The following is a 20,275-nucleotide window of genomic DNA, read 5'->3' as shown; positions in this document are numbered from 1 at the left end:
ACATTATAGATCGTTCAGTAGCTTGGACGATTGCACATGGCGCAGGACGAGAGACACCGGACCGGACGGCGCGATTGGGCGCGCTGAAGACCCTGGTCGACCGCTTGCGTCCAGAGGCGGCCGATGCGTCGAACGGGCGCATTGAGGGCTATCTGCCGCTGGCGTGCTATGGCGCGCTCGGCGACGGTCGCTCGGTCGTCCTGTCCGGCAGCGACGGCTCGATCGACTGGTGGTGCGTACCCAACATGGACTCGCCACCGCTCTTCGACCGGCTGCTCGACGCCGAGCGGGGCGGTAGGTTCAGCCTGGTGCCCGAGAACGCCTTCACCGTCGAACGCCGCTACCGCGACGACAGCAACGTCTTGGAGACCGTCTTCATCACCGCGACCGGCCGCGCGCGGCTGACCGAATCGCTCAACAGCGGCACCGCCGGGCGTCTGCCCTGGGCCGAACTCGCGCGCCGGGTCGAGGGACTGGAAGGCACCGTGCGCTTCCTGCTGACCATGCGCCCAGGGCGGCGGGGCGATACGGTCAACCCGTATCACTCGACGATCGGCCAGCACACGGTGTTCCATGTCGAGCGCGTCCTAGGCTTGTTCGTGCATGATCCCCGCATCACCTGCCGCTGGTCGGACGAGGGCATCACCGGCGAGGTGACGGTATCGGCGGGCGATCAGCGGACGGTGGCGATCATCGCCGGCCGCGACGAACCCCTCGTCGTTCCAGCGATCGGCGAAATCGATGCGCGAATCGACACGTCCGATGCGGAATGGCGGGATTGGGCAGCAGGCGTCACCTACCGAGGGGCGGACCGGGCTGCGTTCCTGCGCAGCGCGCTGGCGTTGAAGCTCCTGCTCTATTCGCCCTCGGGCGCGATCGCGGCGGCGGCGACCACCTCGGTTCCGGAGGGCATCGGCGGCCGCAAGAACTACGATTATCGCTACGCCTGGGTGCGCGACGCCGGCTATACAATCAAGGCGTTCCTGACAGCCGGCGCACAGGCCGAAGCGAAAGCGGCCTTCACCTGGCTGCTGGGCCAATTGCGCGAGACGGGCACACGCGTCTGCTACACGCTCGGCGGCGGTATCGTGCCGCCCGTTTCGGAATGGGCGATGCCGGGCTATCGCGGCAGCCAGCCCGTCGTCACGGGCAATCTCGCGACCGACCAGGCGCAGCATGGCGTCTACGGCGACATCTTCGAAACCGCATCCTGCTTCGTCGCCAATGGCAATATCCTCGATAGTGCCAGCGCCGAGTTCCTGTCCCACCTCGCCGACCAGTGTGCCGACCGCTGGCGCCTTCCGGATGCGGGCATGTGGGAACTTCAGGAGGAACGCCATTACACGATGTCGAAGGTCAGTTGCTGGCAGGCGCTCGCGCGCGCGGTCGAACTCGCCGACCAGGGCCAGTTGCCGACCACGTGCCGCGAGCGCTGGCAGCGCGAACGCGACCGGATCAAGGCGTGGATCGAGGACGAATGCTGGTCGGACACACGGCAGGCCTTCGTCATGTATCCGGGGGCGGACGCCATCGACGCGTCGCTCGCGCTTGCCGTGCGATTTGGTTTCGACGGCGCCGATCGGCTCCGCCTGACGCTCGACGCCATCGACCGCGAGCTTGGCGCCGGTCCCTTCCATTATCGCTACAGCGGCATGCAGCGGGAGGAAGGCTGCTTCCTCGCCTGCTCGTTCTGGATGGTCGAGGCGCGCGCCTTGCTCGGTCAGCGCCCGCAGGCGCGCGCCGCGCTCGATCGCCTGACCGCTGCGCTATCGCACGGCCATGGCATCCTCGCCGAGATGGTCGATCCCGACACCGGCGCGTTCCTCGGCAATCTGCCGCAGGGATTGAGCCATCTCGCCCATCTGATGGCGCTGTCCGTCCTCGACGATAACGCTGCCTGCGACTGATCGGTCACCCGACGGCCGATACCTGCCCCCCCCCAAAGGAGACGACGATGACCGATCGCATGACCATGCAGGATCCGCGCGCGCAATATCCGCGCCCGCCCTTCCCGCGCCAGCCACAGCCGGTGCCCGGTTCGGCCGCGAAGATGGACCCGGTGCCGGATCACGGCGAGACCAGCTACAAGGGTTCGGGCCGGCTCGCCGGCCGCAAGGCGCTGGTGACCGGCGGCGACAGCGGCATCGGCCGCGCCGCCGCCATCGCTTTCGCGCGCGAAGGCGCGGACGTGGCGATCTCCTATCTGCCTGCCGAGCGCGACGATGCGGCGGAGGTCATTACGTTGATCGAGGCGGAAGGCCGGACGGCGGTCGACTTGCCGGGTGACATCACCGACGAGGCCTGGTGCCGGGACCTGGTCGAGCAGGCCGTGGCGAAGCTCGGCGGTCTCGACATCCTGGTCATCAATGCCGGTCGGCAGCAGAACCGCGAAGATATCTCCAAGGTCACGTCGGAGGACTTCGACCGGACGCTCAAGACGAACCTCTATGCAATGCACTGGATCGCACAGGCGGCGGTGCCGCATCTGCCTGCGGGCGCGGCGGTCATCACCACCGCGTCGATCCAGGCCTATGAGCCGTCGGCGATCCTGCTCGACTATGCGACCACGAAGGCCGGCATCGTCGCCTATACTAAGGCGCTCGCGAAGCAGCTGCTCGAAAAGGGCATTCGCGCCAATGTCGTCGCACCGGGCCCGTTCTGGACGCCGCTTCAATCTTCGGGTGGCCAGCCGCCGGAGGCGGTGATGCAGTTCGGATCGGAAAGCCAATACGGGCGTCCGGGCCAGCCGGTAGAGATCGCCCCCGTCTACGTCCTGCTCGCCAGCCAGGAAGCGAGCTTCATCAGCGGCGAAGTCTACGGGGTGACCGGCGGAGCCGGCGTCGCCTGATCGGCCGATGCAATCCCGGCATCCGTTCGATGCCGGGATAGCCGTCCAGCCTCAGCCGGCGATCGTGAACACGGACCCGGAATCGACGCGGATGCCTGCGCCATTGATGAAGCTGGCCCGCTCAGAGCACAGGAAGGCGACCGCCGCGGCAACCTCCTCGGGCTTGCCGCGGCGCTTCAGCACCATGCCCGGCCGCTCCTCCTTCAGGAAGCTCGCGATCGCCTCCTCGAACGACGTGCCCTTTTCCTCCGCCCGCTTGCGCATCATCGCGTCCGTCATCGGCGTCGCGATGAACGCCGGCGACACCGTGTTGACCAACACGTTGTCGCAGCCATAGGCCTTGGACAGCCCCTTCGCGAGACTGAGGATCCCGGCCTTGGACGCACAATAGGCCAGTTCGTCGACATAGGGCTGCACCGCATCCTCGGAGGCGAAGAGGACGATCCGTCCCCAGCCCTTGCGCCGCATCGCGGGGATGGCCTCGCGGCACATGCGTACCGCGCCCATCAGGTTTATGTTCAGCGTCTCCAGCCAGCCCTTGTCGTCGACGTCGAGGAAATCGCCGGTCGCGCCCGTCACGCCTGCTGCATTGACGTAGATGTCGGGCTCGCCCAGCCGCTCGCGAACGTCGCGCCAGACCTTCTCGACCTCGTCGATCTTGGTCACGTCGCCGGTCACCGCGACGATCTCACCCAGCGGAGACAGTTCCTCGACCGCCTGATCGAGCGTGCCATCGGGCTTGTCCGTGATCGCGACGCGAACACCGGCCTCGAGCAGCAGGCGCGCCGTCTCCTTGCCCATTCCGGAATCGGCACCGCTGATCAGCGCGATGCGGCCGTTGATACCCAGATCCATCATCTTCTCCTTCACCCCCGCGACGCGAGGAAACGGTCGGCGGTGCGCAGCGACAGCGCCATGATCGTCAACGCCGGATTGGCGGCAAGCGCGCTCGGAAAGATCGAATTGTCGCACACGAACAGATTGTCGATGTCGAAGCTTCGCCCGTCGGCATCGACCACCGCGCGATCGCCGTCGCGCCCCATCCGGCAGGTCCCGATCGTATGCGCGGAACGGGCGACGGCGAGGATATCGCGCGCGCCCGCCGCCTCCCAGATCGCGGTCATCGTCCGTCGTGCATGCAAATCGATAGCCTGCTCGTTGGGGCCATAGCTGAAATCGATGCGCGCCTTGCGCAGGCCGAAGGCGTCGGTCTCCTCGGCCAGCGTCAGCCGATTGTCCGCCGACGGCAGGCATTCGCCGTTGATCCCAATCCCGCCGAGACGATTGTAATCGTCGATCATCGCCACCAGCGGCGCCCCCCACAGGCCAGCTCCGCGCGCCAGATTGGCGGCGAGCGTCACCGGCATCACGCCGAGGCTCTGGATGAGATACCCCCCGGCATGGCCGGCGTTCTCGGCGCGCACCATGTCCTCAGTGATCAGCGACGAAGGATAGCCGCGGTTCATCCGCATTTCCGCGTCGAAGCGACCCCAGACCTGCGTCGCGACATGCGCCATGAAGTTGCAGCCGACCTGGCCGCTCGAATTGGCGAGGCCGAGGTTCAGCAGCAGTCGCGGCGTCTCGATGCCGCCCGCACACAGGAACAGCGCGCCGCAGCCCTGCCGCAGCCGCTCGCCGCCGCGATCATAGACGACGCCGGTTACCCTACCGGCGTGGTCGCGCTCGATGTCGATCACGCGGCTCTCCGCGCGAATGTCGGCGCCATGCGCGACGGCGAGCGGCAGCCACGTCGTGTCGGTGCTGGCCTTGGCCGCCGTGCGGCAACCCTGATGACAGGTGCCGCAGTTGATGCAGGCATGACGCCTGCCCCAATGCGGCTGGACCCGGTCGCGGGATACCAGAGCGGCGGGAGCGTCGGTCGCGGTGATGCCAAGCCGTTCGCATCCGCTTGCCATCGCTTCGGCGGAGGCGTTGCGGGCGACAGGTGGCAGCTCGTACCGCCGGTCTGCATCCCAGGGGTAGCGCGCCGGTCCCGATACGCCGACGAAACGCTCGACGGCATCGACGTAGCGGATCAATTCGTCATGGGAGATCGGCCAGTCCTCTCCCTGCCCGGTCTCGCTGCGGAGCCCTAGGTCGCGCTTGTCCGGTCGTGGGCAGAACGCGCCCCAGTGCAAGGTCGAGCCGCCCACCCCCATGCCCGAATTGTTCGCGCCGAAGGCGGTGGGGTCCGCGCCGCCGCTCAGCCGCTCTTCCATCCAGTAGATATCGGCCGCGAGTTCGTCCGGGACATGGTCGAGGGGCGAAAAGGCGCGTCCCGCCTCAAGGACGACGACCGACAGCCCCGCTTGCGCCAGACGCGCGGCGAGCGGGGCGCCACCGGCGCCACTGCCGACGATGACCACATCCGCCGGATTCCTCGGATCGCTCATGCCGGCCTGCCCAGCAGCGACTGCCACGGTTCGTGCGCGTTCGCGGCGGTCAGCCGATAGCCCGGCAACGGCATGTCGTCGCCGCCCACCGCGAAGCCGTCATAGCCGATGCGCGCCATCGTCGCCGGCAGCGCCACCCACTGACGCGCAACCTCGGCTCGCGCTTCGGCAAACCACAGCCGCATGTGCCGACGCTCGATTTGCGCCTCGCCGCCGCCATCCTCACCGGAGTCCTCGCCGATGGCACGCAGCGCCTCCTCGCGCCGTGCCGCACTTGCGCTCGCGAAACCGGGGGATCGGGCTTCGAGCGTGTCCAGCCCCCATTGCCACGCCAGCGCATCCGCGGGCAGGTCGGCGAGGCGCCAGCCGTCGCCCCGCCCCTCCGCCAGCGACGCATCGATGCGCCGTGCGAGGTCGGGCGCGTCGACCGCTCCCGGCAGCAGGGTTTCGATCAGCGCGACCAGCGTCGCCCGTTGCGCGGTGGACAGCGTTCCGGCCGCGTCCGGCGCGGCATGGCGATCCATCATTGCCGCGCGCGCACGCCGGCTGACGCGAGCGGAAGCGAGCAGCGCAGCAAAGGGCGCCGGCAGCGCGCGGGCAAAGGCTGGCGCGACGTGATCGCGGATCAGCGCGGCCACTTCCGCAGGTCGCTCGTAGGGCAGCAGATGCGCCGCGCCGTCCACCACTTCGACGCGCGCATCGCGATAATGCGGCAGGTTGAGCCGCCGCTGCGCCTCGACGCCCAGATCGCCGTCCTCTCCCCCGGCAACGATGAGCGCGGGCAACGCGATAATGCCCGCCTCCGACCGCCAGTCTTCGCGGCTGCCCCGCTCGAGCCAGGCCGTCCAGGCGGCGCAGCCGGATCGCTCGACGTCGGCGATCGCTTGCGCTCGATCCGGGCCAGACAGCGACGCGGCGGTATTGGCGTCGACGAACGCTTCCGCATCGGCGGTGTCGATCCCGCCTCCCGCGCACCAGCCGATCATCTTGGCTCGACGATCCTCCGCCATCGGCTCCGGCGCGGGCGGCGAGGCGGCGAGCAGCACGACCGCCGCCAGCCCGGCGAAGGACGGATCACCCTCGCGGGCGCGAGCGGCGGCAAGCGTCGCGATCTTGCCGCCCATGCTATGCCCGATCACCGCCCAGCTCTGCGGTTGCCGACGCCCGACCTCCGCTGCAAACCAGTCGACCAGACCAGTGACGTCGGATGCCGCGTCGGCGCTTCCGCCGAACCCAGGTAAGTCGAGCGGAATGCAGTCGAAATCGTCGCCCAGTGCCACGACCACGCGATCCCATTCGCGCGCGCTACCGCCCAGCGCGTGGAGGAAATACAAACTTGCCACGCTCGGACTTTCATATGGATTAGTATCCCATGATGAAGCCGAACCGCCGCTTTCGGTTCCGAAGATCACCGGAAAATCCGATCACGGGCGGCTAATGCCCCGAAAATGGCGCGCATCCTGACCACTGGAAGCCTCCGGCATCTGCGACGAACCGAGCATCACATGCGTTACAGTGGAACCTGCTACCGCCGGCGGAGACCATGCAGACGCTCGAGATCACCCTGTCGCTGATCGCCGCCTCGCTTGCCCTGACGCTGGCGGCCAATTGGCTGCGCGTCCCCGCCGCGGTCATGCTCGTCCTGGGCGGCATGGCACTCGCGTTCATGCCCGGACTGCCCACGATCGTGATGGAACCCGAGGTCGCGCTGGCCCTGTTCCTGCCGCCGCTGCTGCAGGCGAGCGCCCTGCGGACCGACTGGGGCGCCTTCCGCTCGAACATCGTCTATATCGTTCTGCTGGCATTCGGCGCCGTGCTGTTCACGACCGCGTGCGTGGCGGTGGCGGCACGACAGCTCATCCCCGATATGTCCTGGCCCGCGGCGATCACGCTCGGGGCGATCGTCGCGCCGCCGGACGCGGTCGCGGCCACGTCGGTGTTGAAGCGCTTCCGCCTGCCCAAGCGCATCATCGCGGTCCTGGAGGGCGAAAGCCTGATCAACGATGCGTCGGCGCTGATCCTCTACCGGATCGCCGTAGCCGCGACGCTGGCTGGCGCTTTCCGCTTCCACGGCCTGGCAAGCTCGGTCGCGCTGCCCGCCGTGGTGGGCGTCGGCACGGGCCTGATCGCTGGCGCGGGCGCCAATTGGTTGATGCTCCATCTCAAGGACCGTTTCCTCGAGATCGTCACGTCGTTTCTCGCCGCCTTCGCCAGCTATTTTGCCGCTGAATGGATCGACGGGTCCGGCGTGCTGGCCGCCGTCGCGTGCGGCGGGATGATCGGTCGCGCACAGATCAGACTTGCGGCACAGACGAGGCTGGAGTCGACGAGTTCATGGGAGTTGGTCGAATTCGTCCTCGCCAGTCTCGTCTTCCTGCTCGTCGGCCTCCAATTGCGTGGTATCCTCGCGCGGTTGAGCGAATATGCGGCGGGCGACCTACTGCTGCTTGGCGCCGCCGTCTCCGCCGTGCTGATCGCGTCGCGCTTCGTCTGGGTGTTCGTCACCTTCTATCCCGCCTCCGCATTGGTCGCGGCGATCCGCGGCGGCAGCTTCACGCCACCGCTCAGCTATCCGACGATCATCTCCTGGGCGGGTATGCGCGGTGTCGTCAGCCTCGCCGTGGCCCTGGCGCTGCCGGTTTCCTTTCCGGGCCGCGATATCATCGTCTTCCTCGCTTTCTGCGCAATCTTCTCGACCCTGGTGATCCAGGGGACCACGCTGAAGCTGCTCATCGCGTGGTGCGATGTCCGCGATCCCGACATCGCGGCGGTCGACCCGGCAACGGTCGCCGCACGTGAGATGGTGGCAGCCGCGATCGCCGGCGTCGGCCTCGGCACGGCGACGACGACGACCGATCCCGTCGACGCTTTCCACAACGAGCGCCAGCGCGCACAGGCGGTCGATCGGACCGGTCCCAGCGCGCGGACGGTCGCGCGCGCAGAGGCCAAACTCGCCGCCATCGAGCATGCCCGCAAGCAATTACAGGAACGCCGTGACGAGATCGACGGCGATACCCTCCAGACCCTGACGCAAGAACTCGACCTGGAGGAACGACAGATACGCCTGTTCCTCGACGAGCATACGACCATAGCCGGCTGAACGCTCCGGGCCCACGCTGTCCCAATCGTCGCCGACCACCGTCCGGCCGCGCAAGACGCATGACGGACCAGTTTGTTCCGCTCCCTTGCTCGTAATGACGCTGATTTGCCACGTCTCGGCGCAATACGACGCGTTTTTGGCTTTGCGTTCACAATCCTGCCGCCATCCCTGCTCTACGCCGCGCACGCCGTCGTCCGGCTGCAATTCCCTGAGCAGAACCATGCCTTTCACCCGTGCCAGCGCGCGACCGCGCATCGTTTTCCGCCGCGCGCTCGCGCTTCTGCACCCCGAGCGGGGCAAGGTGACGGCACTGGTTGCGGCGGGCGCCCTCATCGCCCTCCTCCAAGTCCTGGAGCCCGTCCTGTTCGGGCGCGCCATCAACGGCTTGGCAAAGGGCGCCAACCCGCTCGACTATGTCGCCCTGTGGTGCGCGATCAGCGTCACCGCTTTCATGTCGGCGATGGTCATCTCGCTCGGGTCCGACCGCCTCGCCCATCGGCGGCGACTGGCGTCCATGGCCGGCTTCGTCGAGCATCTTCTCGCGCTGCCGCCGTCCTTCCACCATCAGGCCCGGTCGGGTCGGCTCATGCGGATCATGATCGCGGGGTGCGAGAGCCTGTTCTTCGTTTGGTTGCCCCTGCTGCGCGATCAGGTCACCAACGCGGTGGTGCTGCTCGCGGTTCTGCCAATCGCGTTGCTGACCAACTGGCGCCTCGCGCTGGTGCTCGTCGCGCTGCTCGTTGTCTACGCGCTCGTCAACCTGATCGTCATGCAGCATACCGCCCGCGGCCAGGCCCAGGTGGAGACCCGCTTCACCGACCTGTCGGGGCAGCTGGGCGACCTGCTTGGTAACGTCTCCGTCCTGCAGAGCTTTCTCGCGGTGCCAGGCGAACTGCGCCAGGTGAAGATGTCGCTGCACGACCTTCTGCACGCCCAATATCCGGTGCTCAACTGGTGGGCGCTGTCGGCGGTGCTGACCCGCGGCGCCTCGTCGATAGCGATCGTCGCCATCTTCGGGGTCGGTTCGATGCTGGTGGCGCGGGGGCTCGCCACGATCGGCGATGTCGTCGCCTTTGTCGGATTCGCGACGTTGATGATCGCGCGGCTGGAGATGCTGACCACCTTCATCGTCGATGTGGCGCAGCGGCTGCCGACCCTCGGGCAGTTCTTCGCCGTGCTCGATCAGGAATCGCATATCGCGGAACGGCCCGGCGCCCCGGCGCTGCGCGTCACCGCCGGCGAGGTGCGCTTCGAGAACGTGTCCTTCCGCTATCCGACGGGATCGGGCGCGGTGCACGACCTCGACTTCACCGCGTCGCCCGGAGAGACGGTCGCGATCGTCGGACCCACCGGATCGGGCAAGTCGACGGCGCTCGGACTGCTGCAACGGGCCTATGATCCAGGCGCCGGCCGCATCCTCGTCGATGGGCAGGACATCCGCGATGTCACCCTCGCCTCGCTCCGCGCGGCGACGGGGGTCGTCTTCCAGGAGGCGGGACTGTTCAACCGCTCCATCGCGGAGAATATCGCAATGGGCGACCCCGCTGCGACGTTGGAGTCGATCGAGGACGCCGCCCGCATCTCCGGCGCCTACGATTTCATCGCACGCAAGCCACAGGGATTCGCCACGCCGGTCGGCGACCGCGGTCAGGGGCTTTCCGGGGGCGAGCGCCAGCGGATCGCGATCGCCCGCGCCCTGCTCAAGGACGCGCCGATCCTGCTGCTCGACGAGGCGACAAGCGCGCTCGACGTCGCGACCGAAGCACGGCTTCAGGAAAGCCTCGACCGGCTTCGCCAGGGGCGCACCACCTTCGTCATCGCGCATCGCCTGTCGACGGTGCGGGCGGCGGATCGCATCATCGTCCTCGACCAGGGACGGATCATCGAGCAGGGCGGCTTCGACGCGCTGCTCGCCGCCGGCGGCGCCTTCGCAGCGCTCGCCCGCGACGGCGGGCTGACCCAAGCCGCCGCGAATGACGACGCCGACGCTACACGGGCCGATCGCGTGGCGATCCGTACAAACGCTTGAACCGCCCCGCAAAGACGTGGACAACCGGCGCTCATCAAGGAGTGCCGGCTTGGCGAGCGTCGCGATCGAGGGGGTAAGCAAGCGCTTCGGCGACACGACGGTATTGCAGCCGACCAGCCTTTCGATCGCGGACGGTGAATTCGTCGTCATCGTCGGGCCTTCCGGCTGCGGCAAGTCGACGCTGCTGCGCCTGATCGCGGGGCTCGAGGAAGCATCGGGCGGGACCATCCTGATCGGCGGACGCGACGTGACGAACGTCCCGCCCGCCGAGCGCGGGCTGGCGATGGTCTTCCAATCCTATGCGCTCTATCCCCATCTGTCCGTTGCGGAGAATATCGGCTTTCCGCTGAAGATCGCCGGGCGGCCGAAGGCGGAGATCGCGCGCCGCGTGGCGGCGGTGGCGGCGACGCTCGACCTCGGCGGTCTGCTGGACCGCCGTCCTCGTGCCTTGTCGGGAGGGCAGCGTCAGCGTGTATCGATCGCGCGCGCGGTGGTGCGCGACCCGCAGGTCCTGCTGCTCGATGAGCCCTTGTCCAACCTCGACGCGGCGCTGCGCGTCCGCATGCGCCACGAGTTCGCGCGGCTGCATCAGAGCCTCGGCTGCACGATGATCTACGTCACGCACGACCAGCTGGAGGCGATGACGCTCGCCAACCGCATCGTCGTGATGGCGCATGGCCATGTCGAGCAGGTCGGCGCGCCGATGGATCTCTACTACCGGCCCGCGACGCTTGCGGTTGCCCGCGCCATCGGGTCGCCCGGCATCAACCTGCTGCCGGGGGAGATCGTCGCGGCCGACGGCGCGGGGGCGACGGTGCGGCTCGCCGGTGGCGCGACACAGGCGGTGGCGGCGCAGGTGCCCCGCGAGGCGATCGGACGATCGGTGACGCTGGGGATCAGGCCCGAACATCTGACCCCATCGCCCGATGGCGCCTTTGCAGGGCCGATCGAGCTGTTCGAGCGGCTCGGCCCCCTCTCCTTCGCGCATCTCGGCACGGGAAGTGGGGAGCCGATCGTCGCGCAGCTGCCGGGCGACCGGCAGGCGACGCTGGGCGAGCCGCTGCGGATGGGCGCGGCCTCGTCCGACGTGCTGCTGTTCGACGGTGACGGACGCGCCTTTGCCCGGCCTACCCCTTGATGCTGCCACCCAGCAGGCCGGTGATGTAATAGCGCTGCAACGCCAGGAAGATGGCCAGCACCGGCAGGGTCGTCACGACGGCGGCGGCCATCATCAACTCCCCATCGGCGGCATGTTCGCGGCCGATCGCCGCCACCGCAACGGGCAGCGTGTAGAGGTGCTGGTCGGCGAGCACGATCAGCGGCCAGAGGAAATCGTTCCAGCTTCCGAGGAACAGGAAGACCGCCAACGTCACGGTAACGGGCGCGAGCAGCGGCAGCACGATCGAGACGAAGATTCGTATCTCGCTGGCGCCGTCGAGGCGCGCCGCATCCAGCATCTCGTCCGGTATCGCGAGCGTCGCCTGCCGCACGAACAGCACGGCGAAGATGCCGGCGAGACTGGGAAGGATGACGCCGGCATAGCTGTTGACCAACCCGAGTTCCTTGAAGATGAGGAACAGCGGCAGCATCGCGACCTGCCCCGGCACGACCAGCGCCGCGATCAACGCCTGCAGCAGCCGCTCGCGCCCGCGGAAGCGCAGCTTGGCGAAGGCATAACCCGCCGGCACCGTGAGGAGCAGGCCGAGCATGGTGGAAATCACCGCGACCAGCACGCTGTTCCACAGCGCCGGCAACACGCGATAGTCGAACCAGGCGCCGTCGATCAGTCGACGCGAGAGCAGCTCATGGTAATTCTCCAACGTCCAGCGCGTCGGCCACAACGGTGGCGGATACGCGCTCGAGGCGCCGCGCGGCATGAACGACACCAGCACCATCCAGACGAGGGGCAGGATCGTGACCGCGGTGACCAGCGCCACCGCCGCATTGGCCAGCAGCCTCCGCATCGGGCTCACAGCCATTCGTAGCGGCGCCCGATACGCGTCTGGACCATCGTCAGCAGCAGGATCAGCACGAAGAGTATGAATGCCACCGCGGACGCCTGGCCGAGGTTCCACCATTTGAACCCTTCGTCGAACATGAAATAGAGCACGGTCGTGGTGCTCTGCGACGGCCCGCCCAGCGTCATTACATAGGGCTCCGCAAAGATCTGGAGGAAGCCCGCCACGCTCATCACCGCGGCGAGCAGCAGCGTCGGTCCGATCGCCGGCAGCGTGACGTGACGGAAGCGCATCCAGCGGCCCGCGCCGTCCAGTCGTGCAGCCTCCATCAGGTCGACGGGTACCGCCGCAAGCGCGGCGGTGAAGACGATCATGTTGTAGCCGAACACCTTCCACGTCACGAACAGCAGGATGGCGGGAATCGAGGCGCGCGGATTGCCGAGCCAGTCGACCCCGGGCGCGCCGATTGCGCGCAGGGCGTAGTTGAGCAGGCCGAACTGCGTGTTGAGCACGAAACGCCAAACCACCGAGGTTGCGACCACGCTGGTGACGTAGGGCGCGAACAGCAGCACGCGCCACAGCGGCTTCCATCGCACGGTGCGATCATGCAGCAGAAGGGCAACCGCCAGCGACGTGCCGATCGCCATCGGTACACCCAGCAGCGCGAACAAGGCCGTGTTCGCCATCGCCCGCCAGAACAATGGGGTCGCGAACAAATCGGCGAAATTGCCGAGGCCAACGAAGTGCAGATTGGCCGGGTCGGCAAGCGCGTAGATGCTGTAGTCGGTGACCGAAAGCCCCAGCGCCAGCGCCGTCGGAACGACGAACACGAGCAGGATGATGGCCAGAACCGGCATCGTGAAAAGCCATGCGGTGCGCGATTGCCGGGTCATGCGATCCGTCCTGCCTCGACCAATGCGCGGCGCTTCGCGAGCAATGCATCGACGCGGCGGTTCATCAGCAGCGTGCCCTCCTCCACCGTCAGCTGAGCGCGCACGACGCGCTCCGCGATCAGTTGGACCTCGGCACGGATCCGCTCCATCTCGACGATCGCGGGCTGGGATGCCGGTTGTCGCATCTGCGCGGCGAACGCCGCGAGTCGCGGCGTGGCGAGTTGGGGGGACGACCAGGCGCTGCGCCGCGCCGGCAAATTGCCGATCATCGCCTGAAACTGCAGCTCGCTCCGCGCCGACGTCATGTGGCGGACGAGCGCCCAGGCCTCCGTCGGCCGAGGGCTGCTGCGGGCGACCGCGAGGCAGGCACTGATCCCGTCGACGGCGCCCGGCCCGCGCGGACCTGGCATTCTGGTCACGGCCCAGCGGTCCGGTGGGATCTCCGCCGCCCGCCTGCGCAGGTCCAGCAGCAAGGTCGGTCCGCCCGGATAGATCGCGAAATAGCCCCGCGCGAACGCGGCGATCGGGTCCTGCAGCTCGGTCGAGAGCGCGCGCGGCGCCAGTCCGTCGTCGAAAAGGGATTTGTAGAATCGCAATGCCTCGGTGAAGGCGGGGCCGGTGAAGTCGCCGCGCGTGTCGCGATCGCGCAGCAGCGGCGCGCCCGCCTGACCGGCGAAGGTGAACAACGTATCGGGCCAGTTGAGGTAGGACAGCACGACATAGTCGTCTGGCCGCCGCCGCTTGAGCGCCAGTCCCATGCGCCGCCACGAGGTCCAGTCGAGCGGCACCGCACCGAAACCCTCGCGGGCGAGCAGGTCGGCCCGATAATATTGCATCTGCGGGGCGACCAACCACGGGACGCCATAGTCATGGGCGCCATAGCGCATCGCCGCGCGCACCGAAGGGAACACGTCGTCGACGAGCGCGGGATCGGCGAGCGGTGCGATGGCCCCGATCATGGCGAATTCGCCGACCCAGCCATTGGGCAGCATCAGCACATCGGGCAGGGAATCACCGGAGAAAGCCGTCAGCAGCTTCTCGTGCGCCGCGGTCCAGGGCAGCGTCTGGACCTCCACCGGAATGCCGGTGGCGCGGGTGAACGTGGGCATGAGCAGGGGCGAGTAATCGCCTTCATAACTCATCGCCCACACCGACAAGGCACGCGGGTCGCGGCGGTTCGAACACCCCGCCAGCAGGGCCGCCGGCAGTGCGGCGATGACCGTGCGTCGCGTCGGCGCCGTCGGCATGCTGGCGTTCGCGTCCGCGCAACGGGACGTGCCCGACGGCACCGCAATGTGCCGCCGGAAGAGCGCTTTCATCCTGCCACGAATATATAACCCATGTTGGTGGAGCGATTGCGCAGCCGAAACGTTCCCTCCCGCTGGCGCCTCAAGAAAAGAAACGCGTGGCGCATCAAAGGGGTACATGGGATGCAGGATAAGGCAAGCTGCCGCGCCGCGATCGTCGCGGGCGTTCTGCTGTCGTCAATCGGCCAGGCGGCCGCGCAGGAGGCGCCCGCCCAACCACCCGTCGCGGCGCCCGTCAGACAGTCCGGCCCGGACGTCAGGGCTGCCCCCGCCGACCAGACGTCCGGATCTGCTGACATCGTGGTGACCGGCTCGCGCATCACGCGCCCGGACTATGCGGCGCCCAATCCGATCGTATCGTTCGGCGCGGCGAACATCCAGCAGTCGGGTAATACCAACGTCACGTCCTTTCTGCAGCGCGTGCCGGCGCTGACCAACTCGGTCGACAGCACGCAATCCGCCGGATCCGATCGCCCGGGTGGCCAGCTATATGGCGCGGCAGGACTCAACCTGCTCGACCTGCGCGGTCTCGGCACCGCGCGTACCCTCGTCCTCGTCAACGGTCGCCGGCACGTCGCAAGCCAGATCGACAGTGCCGCGGTGGACGTCAACGCCATACCCACCGACCTGATCGAGCGCGTCGACGTGCTGACCGGCGGCGCGTCCGCCGTCTATGGCGCCGACGGCGTGTCCGGCGTGGTCAATTTCATCCTAAAACGCGATTTCGACGGCGTCACCGCGCGGGCGCAGATGGGTATCTCTGACCAGGGCGACGCCGGCAATCGCTTCGCTTCGATCGGCGCGGGGCGCAACTTCGCGGGCGGCCGCGGCAACGTCACCCTTTTCTACGAATACAATGCCGACAGCCCGCTGCGCAACGACGACCGCGCGTTCCTGCGACGCGAGAACCGCCAATATCTCGTCCCCAACCTGGCGTATAACGGCCCGGCAGCCGGGTCGTATCAGCAGGTGCTCGCCGGCGACCTGCGCTACCCCTATGGCACGCCCAGCGGCTATATAGAGATCGGCGGCAACGCCTATAACGGCGACGGCACCCGCTACGACCCGGGTACGCAGGTCGGCGGCGGCTTCGTCAGCGGCGGCAGCGCGACGCCCGTCGCGGGCTATGTCGGCGACCTGCTGTCGGCGACGGAACGCCACGCCGTCAATCTGCTCACGCACTATGACGTTTCCGATGCGTTCAAGCTGAGCCTGGAGGGCAAGTTCGTCCAGAGCACCGCGACCACGTTCGGCGGCTTCTCCGGAAACTATCCGGCCGTCTTCACGCTCGACAATCCTTATATCCCCACGGCGCTGCGCAACGCCGCGTTGCTCGCCGGCGAGACGACGATCGTCTCCAACCGCAACAACACCGACTTTCCGCGGCTTGGCGAGAGCGATCGCCGCCGCACGTGGCGGGGCGTGGTCGACGCCAGCGGCCGCGTCACCGACCACGCGCAATATGACGTGTCGTTGACCTACGGCCAGACGGACGTGCGCATCACCAAGCTCAACAGCCGCTGGAACGATCGCTTCACCGCCGCGCTCGACGTCGTCACCGACCCGTCGACCGGCCGCCCGACCTGCCGGTCCAACCTCAACCCAGCGGCGCTGCAAGTGGCAGCTTATAGCTTCACGCCCGGTGCCGGCAGTGGCTGCCTGCCGCTCAACACATTCGGCTCCGGAGTCTACGACCCTGCCGCGCTGGCCTGGGCGACCAACCGTGACAACGTCAGCACGGCGCGCCTGACCCAGACCGTCGTCAGCGCGCAACTCACCGGCGACTTCGGCGCGCTGTTCACGCTGCCCGGCGGCCCGATCCAGTTCGCGGTCGGCGGCGAATACCGGCGCGAGACGAGCCGCTTCGATCCCAACGGGTTCCTGACCGGAAAACAATGGTACCAGTACGACGAGGGTGACAGCTTCGACCCCAATTACGTCATTTCGCGCTCGCGCGGCGCCTTCGACGTCTGGGAGGCGTTCGGCGAACTCAACCTGCCGCTGCTGAAAGATCAGCCGTTCGCACAGACTTTGTCGGTCGGCGCGGCTGGCCGCCTGTCGGACTATTCCACCGTCGGACGGACCCAGGCCTGGCAGTTCAACGGCGTATGGGCACCGATCCGGGACATCACGTTCCGCGGCTCGTACGGACAGTCGGTCCGCGCGCCCAATATCGGCGAGCTGTTCCAGCCGACGAGCCCGACGACCAACTACTTCGTCGATCCATGCTATCTGGAGAACCGCAACGCCGGGTCGGCGACCCGTGCCACCAATTGCGTCGCGCTGATCAACTCGCTCGGCGGCAATCCCGCGACCTTCACCGCCAACAACAATCCCGATGCCGCGGTGCTGATCAACGGATCGCGCACCGGCAACCCCGGGCTGAAGGAAGAGACCGCCCGCACCTGGACCGCCGGCACCGTCCTGCGCCCGCGCTTCCTGCCCGGCCTGTCGGTTTCGGCGGACTGGTACGACATCCGTCTGCGCGACGCGATCAACACCGCCGACGCCAACACGATCGCCAATCTCTGCGTCGATCAGCCGACGCTCGCCAACGTCTTCTGCGCTGCGATCCGTCGCCGGCAGGGCACGGGCTATATCAACGGCTTTTCCGTCCAGCCGCAGAACGTCGCGAGCTTCCGGACCGCTGGACTCGACGTCAACCTCAGCTATGTCGTCCGCACGTCGCGCGCCGGCACGTTCGACCTGCGCTTCGTCGGCGGCTATCTCGACCGGCTGGAGCAGATCGCGACGCCAGGTGCGCAGCCAGAGGATCAGGTCGACCAGCCCGGCCGTCCGAAGTTCAACTTCGTCGCCTCGCCGACCTGGTCGCTCGATCGTCTGACGATCAGCTACAACCTGCGCTGGTTCGACCGCACCCGTCGCTTCCCCAAGGCGGCGACGGACGGCAACCCGGACTACGCCGCCCCCGACCTGCTGCGCTACAAGGAGCTGTGGCAGCATGACGTGCAGGTTCAATATGCCGTGGCGCCGGATTTCGCCCTGTACGGCGGCGTCAACAACCTGACGGGGCAAAAGCCGGACGTCGACAGCTACGATTATCCGATCCCGTCCCTCGGCCGCTATCTCTACGTCGGCGTGAAGCTCGGCAGTCGGCGCTGACCGTCAGGCCCAGGCTGGGCCGGACGATCGCGCTCACGGCTCTGGCCGTCGTTCGGTCGATACGGCCGGCGCGCCGTTCGACACGCCATCGCCGTCGACGCGTTTGGACGATCGCGAACGTCGCCTGGGACTTGCCGGTGCGAGCCAGCCGGCGAGGTCCATGCCGGTGTGCTCGATCGCACGGACGATCACCATCCCGGCGGCACGCGCGTCGCTGAGCGCATCATGGTGCTTGTGGGGCAAGCCCAGGAACGTCGTCAGGACATTGAGACGGTGGCTGGGCAGGTCCGGCCATGCGCGTTTCGCCACCCGCACGCTGTCGAGCCACGTCGCCTCGATCGGCTCGCGCCCGTGGATCAGGCATGCCGCCGCCAGCGCGCCCTTGTCGAACAGCGAATGCGCGACGGCGACGCGACCGGCCAGGTGTTCCGCCACGATCCCGTGGACCTCGGCAAAGGTCGGCGAACCAATCACGCGGTCGGACGTGATACCATGGATGCGGATGTTGAACGAAGAGAAACGGTCGAGAGGGTCGATCAGCGTCTCATACGCGAATATCTCTCTGCCATCGCGAAAGCCCACGATCCCGATCTGGCAGATGCTGCTGACCTGCGAACATGCGGTTTCGACGTCGACGACCACGAAATCGGGTGTGTCGGCGCGGCCGGCGGCTGCTTCCGTCACGTCCTGCCCCGCGTTCATCACGGCTGCTCCGCAACGCTGCGAAAGGTGATCGACCAGCGCGGCTGTCCCATCGGTGCGATGCTATGCTCCCATTCGTGCCGGGCGGGACCGTCCATGTGATAGCCGCCGCGCGGGTCGAGCGGGACGGCCACGCGGTCGAACCCGCCGGGCCGCCGCCGCCGGAAACGCATCGTCGCTGGCTCGCCGAGCGAGATACCGACGACATGGCCGTAGATCGGCCGGTCGCGATGCCAGCCGATCCCCGCGCCCGGATCGTAGCGGATCAGCAGCGCCTGGATGAGCTTTTCCGGGCCGATCCGCGCAAATGCCGCCATCCTGTCGCGGATAGGAAGCAGCCAGTCCGGTATCGGCGGCGCATCCTTGGGCCGGCCGACCTCGAAGTCGTAGCTCCACCCGAAGGACGTCGTCAGCCGCTTGCCCGTCCAGCCCTGGAACCGAAAGGGTTCGAGGTGGGACGCGTCGATCCGGTCGATCAACACGCCTTCCTCCTCCTCCGTGATCATGCTCTGGCGGGTCGCAAGGCCGGGCAATGCTGGTAGCCCGAAGAGATCGAGCATCAATCCGCCACCTTCATGGCTATGGGCAAAGGCTGGATACGGCGCCGACCGACAGCCATGCGAGATGCTCCTGCTAGCGTGCCGCCGGTCCGGCCACGTCGAAGTCCGAGGCATGCAGCGCCTCCGACGAAACATGCGGATCCGGCCGACTTTACGCCCCGTCCCGCGACGGGGCACCGTCTTGGATCACGTAGGGCGAGGGATACGCCGCCGCAAGGACGCGAAGGCCCGGGCGGCTTGGACCGGCGTGCGCGGGCATCTTGCCATACGCGGGAAAGCGTTGGCGCTTCATCCGTTCAGCTAGCTCCACCCCGGCGGAGTTCGAAGATGAAGGCGATGACACTGCAACCACCGATCGGGCTGGACCGCCTGACGCTTCAGGATCGCCCCGACCCTGGCCTGCCCGGTGCAGGAGAAATCCGGGTGGCGCTTCACGGCAGTTCGCTCAATTTCCACGATCTGGGCGTTGCCACCGGGCGGATGCCGACCGCAGACGGCCGAATCCCGTTGGCCGATGGCGCCGGGATCGTTGAGGCCGTCGGCGATGGCGTCACCGACGTCGCGCCGGGCGACACCGTCGTGTCCTGTTTCTTTCCCGACTGGCAGGACGGCCCGCCCACCGTGGGCGATTTCAGCCGCACGCCCGGAGACGGCATCGATGGGTTCGCGCGCGACCATGTCGTCATGCCCGCCACGGCCTTTACCAGGGCGCCCAGGGGCTATGACGCGGTCGAAGCGGCGACAATCACCACCGCGGGTCTGACCGCCTGGCGTGCGCTGGTCGTCGACGGCAAGCTGAAGGCTGGGGACATTGTGCTTTTGCTCGGCACGGGCGGCGTGTCCATCTGGGCCTTGCAGCTGGCCAAGCTGATGGGCGCGACCGTTGCCATCACTTCCTCTTCGGACGAGAAGCTGCAACGGGCGAAGGACATGGGCGCCGACTTCACGCTCAATTACCGTAGCCAGTCAGATTGGGGGGCAGCGATACGCGGTTGGACCGGCGGCCGCGGCGTCGACCATGTCGTCGAGGTGGGCGGGCCCGGCACGCTGGCCCAGTCGATCGAGGCGGTTCGGGTCGGCGGCCACATCTCGCTGATCGGCGTCCTGACCGGCGGCGCCGGCGAGGTTCCCACCGCCGCCCTGATGGCGCGGCAGGCCCGGCTGCAGGGGCTGATCGTCGGCAGCCGCCGCGAGCAACAAGACATGATCCGCGCCCTGGACGCCAGCGGCATCCGCCCGGTGATCGACCGCCGCTTCCGTCTTGAAGATCTCGCCGACGCCTTCCGCTACGAGATGAGCGGCGGCCATTTCGGCAAGATCGGGATCGAGTGGTAGGGCGGTCCCGGCTTGGGGGACGCCGCC

Annotated in this window: 15 protein-coding genes; 7 read left to right on the top strand and 8 right to left on the bottom strand. The window is 67.7% G+C overall.

The features are described from left to right. The first annotated feature begins 83 nt into the window (after window positions 1–83). Together RF701_RS00880 and RF701_RS00875 are read left to right on the top strand one after the other, a co-directional pair. Entirely contained in the window at window positions 84–1,907 is a 1,824-nt protein-coding gene (locus RF701_RS00880) for a glycoside hydrolase family 15 protein (protein WP_308815594.1), read from the top strand. Between the two features lie 47 nt (window positions 1,908–1,954). Next, on the top strand, window positions 1,955–2,848 hold the full coding sequence (locus RF701_RS00875; RefSeq protein ID WP_308813763.1) for an SDR family oxidoreductase: 894 nt from the start codon (window positions 1,955–1,957) through the stop codon (window positions 2,846–2,848). A 51-nt stretch (window positions 2,849–2,899) separates the two neighbouring features. Here RF701_RS00875 and RF701_RS00870 read toward each other — a convergent pair whose 3' ends face one another. From RF701_RS00870 to RF701_RS00860, 3 genes are read right to left on the bottom strand one after another with little or no spacing between them, the layout of a single operon-like run. Continuing rightward, on the bottom strand, window positions 2,900–3,703 hold the full coding sequence (locus RF701_RS00870; protein WP_308813762.1) for an SDR family oxidoreductase: 804 nt from the start codon (window positions 3,701–3,703) through the stop codon (window positions 2,900–2,902). 11 nt (window positions 3,704–3,714) lie between these two features. Continuing rightward, the gene (locus RF701_RS00865; protein WP_308813761.1) at window positions 3,715–5,241 is read right to left on the bottom strand and encodes a GMC family oxidoreductase; all 1,527 of its coding nucleotides are present in this window, start codon (window positions 5,239–5,241) and stop codon (window positions 3,715–3,717) included. Next, window positions 5,238–6,584 carry an alpha/beta fold hydrolase gene (locus RF701_RS00860; protein ID WP_308813760.1) on the bottom strand — a complete coding sequence of 449 codons (1,347 nt, stop codon included), beginning with the start codon at window positions 6,582–6,584 and terminating at the stop codon, window positions 5,238–5,240. Before RF701_RS00860 ends, RF701_RS00865 begins: the two co-directional genes overlap by 4 nt. Before the next feature lie 200 nt (window positions 6,585–6,784). Between RF701_RS00860 and RF701_RS00855 the strand changes: the two genes are divergently transcribed. From RF701_RS00855 to RF701_RS00845, 3 genes are all read left to right on the top strand, one after another. Then, window positions 6,785–8,341: a sodium:proton antiporter gene (locus RF701_RS00855; RefSeq protein ID WP_308813759.1), complete on the top strand. Its 1,557-nt coding sequence runs from the start codon at window positions 6,785–6,787 to the stop codon at window positions 8,339–8,341. A 220-nt stretch (window positions 8,342–8,561) separates the two neighbouring features. Then, the gene (locus RF701_RS00850) at window positions 8,562–10,370 is read left to right on the top strand and encodes a glucan ABC transporter ATP-binding protein/ permease (protein WP_308813757.1); all 1,809 of its coding nucleotides are present in this window, start codon (window positions 8,562–8,564) and stop codon (window positions 10,368–10,370) included. Window positions 10,371–10,419: 49 nt separating this feature from the next. Next, window positions 10,420–11,508 carry an ABC transporter ATP-binding protein gene (locus RF701_RS00845; protein WP_308813756.1) on the top strand — a complete coding sequence of 363 codons (1,089 nt, stop codon included), beginning with the start codon at window positions 10,420–10,422 and terminating at the stop codon, window positions 11,506–11,508. Here RF701_RS00845 and RF701_RS00840 read toward each other — a convergent pair. Genes RF701_RS00840 through RF701_RS00830 form a run of 3 tightly spaced genes read right to left on the bottom strand, consistent with a single transcriptional unit; the run spans window position 11,498 to window position 14,468 of the window. Next, a complete protein-coding gene (locus RF701_RS00840) occupies window positions 11,498–12,334 on the bottom strand; it encodes a carbohydrate ABC transporter permease (RefSeq protein WP_308813755.1) in 837 nt (278 codons plus the stop codon). The two genes, RF701_RS00845 and RF701_RS00840, sit on opposite strands and share 11 nt — an antisense overlap. Window positions 12,335–12,339: 5 nt before the next feature. Further along, the gene (locus tag RF701_RS00835) at window positions 12,340–13,221 is read right to left on the bottom strand and encodes a sugar ABC transporter permease (RefSeq protein WP_308813754.1); all 882 of its coding nucleotides are present in this window, start codon (window positions 13,219–13,221) and stop codon (window positions 12,340–12,342) included. Next, entirely contained in the window at window positions 13,218–14,468 is a 1,251-nt protein-coding gene (locus tag RF701_RS00830) for an extracellular solute-binding protein (RefSeq protein WP_308813753.1), read from the bottom strand. The genes RF701_RS00835 and RF701_RS00830 overlap by 4 nt, the downstream gene beginning before the upstream one ends. 183 nt (window positions 14,469–14,651) lie before the next feature. Between RF701_RS00830 and RF701_RS00825 the strand changes: the two genes are divergently transcribed. Then, window positions 14,652–17,651, top strand: a complete 3,000-nt coding sequence (locus RF701_RS00825; protein ID WP_308813752.1) for a TonB-dependent receptor domain-containing protein — start codon at window positions 14,652–14,654, stop codon at window positions 17,649–17,651. Window positions 17,652–17,684: 33 nt separating this feature from the next. On the opposite strand, the gene RF701_RS00820 is transcribed toward RF701_RS00825, so the two are convergent. Further along, window positions 17,685–18,353: a 3'-5' exonuclease gene (locus tag RF701_RS00820; RefSeq protein ID WP_308813751.1), complete on the bottom strand. Its 669-nt coding sequence runs from the start codon at window positions 18,351–18,353 to the stop codon at window positions 17,685–17,687. Further along, a complete protein-coding gene (locus tag RF701_RS00815; protein WP_308813750.1) occupies window positions 18,353–18,913 on the bottom strand; it encodes an alpha-ketoglutarate-dependent dioxygenase AlkB in 561 nt (186 codons plus the stop codon). Before RF701_RS00815 ends, RF701_RS00820 begins: the two co-directional genes overlap by 1 nt. A gap of 327 nt (window positions 18,914–19,240) precedes the next feature. Here RF701_RS00815 and RF701_RS00810 point away from each other — a divergent pair, with 327 nt between their 5' ends. After that, window positions 19,241–20,248, top strand: a complete 1,008-nt coding sequence (locus RF701_RS00810) for an NAD(P)-dependent alcohol dehydrogenase (protein WP_308813749.1) — start codon at window positions 19,241–19,243, stop codon at window positions 20,246–20,248. The last annotated feature ends 27 nt before the right edge of the window (window positions 20,249–20,275 follow it).

It is taken from the genome of Sphingomonas sp. GV3 (assembly GCF_031082075.1).
GTDB lineage: Bacteria > Pseudomonadota > Alphaproteobacteria > Sphingomonadales > Sphingomonadaceae > Sphingomonas > Sphingomonas beigongshangi.
Note: the sequence above shows the minus strand (reverse complement) of the source record. Positions and strands in the feature narration are given on the sequence as shown.

What these genes read in the sequence shown, in the direction of transcription:
- RF701_RS00875 (WP_308813763.1), top strand. Translation starts at nt 1,955, where the DNA reads ATGACCGATCGCATGACCATGCAGGATCCGCGCGCGCAATATCCGCGC.
- RF701_RS00870 (WP_308813762.1), bottom strand. Translation starts at nt 3,703, where the DNA reads ATGGATCTGGGTATCAACGGCCGCATCGCGCTGATCAGCGGTGCCGAT.
- RF701_RS00865 (WP_308813761.1), bottom strand. Translation starts at nt 5,241, where the DNA reads ATGAGCGATCCGAGGAATCCGGCGGATGTGGTCATCGTCGGCAGTGGC.
- RF701_RS00855 (WP_308813759.1), top strand. Translation starts at nt 6,785, where the DNA reads ATGCAGACGCTCGAGATCACCCTGTCGCTGATCGCCGCCTCGCTTGCC.
- RF701_RS00850 (WP_308813757.1), top strand. Translation starts at nt 8,562, where the DNA reads ATGCCTTTCACCCGTGCCAGCGCGCGACCGCGCATCGTTTTCCGCCGC.
- RF701_RS00840 (WP_308813755.1), bottom strand. Translation starts at nt 12,334, where the DNA reads ATGCGGAGGCTGCTGGCCAATGCGGCGGTGGCGCTGGTCACCGCGGTC.
- RF701_RS00835 (WP_308813754.1), bottom strand. Translation starts at nt 13,221, where the DNA reads ATGACCCGGCAATCGCGCACCGCATGGCTTTTCACGATGCCGGTTCTG.
- RF701_RS00830 (WP_308813753.1), bottom strand. Translation starts at nt 14,468, where the DNA reads ATGCCGACGGCGCCGACGCGACGCACGGTCATCGCCGCACTGCCGGCG.
- RF701_RS00825 (WP_308813752.1), top strand. Translation starts at nt 14,652, where the DNA reads ATGCAGGATAAGGCAAGCTGCCGCGCCGCGATCGTCGCGGGCGTTCTG.
- RF701_RS00820 (WP_308813751.1), bottom strand. Translation starts at nt 18,353, where the DNA reads ATGAACGCGGGGCAGGACGTGACGGAAGCAGCCGCCGGCCGCGCCGAC.
- RF701_RS00815 (WP_308813750.1), bottom strand. Translation starts at nt 18,913, where the DNA reads ATGCTCGATCTCTTCGGGCTACCAGCATTGCCCGGCCTTGCGACCCGC.
- RF701_RS00810 (WP_308813749.1), top strand. Translation starts at nt 19,241, where the DNA reads ATGAAGGCGATGACACTGCAACCACCGATCGGGCTGGACCGCCTGACG.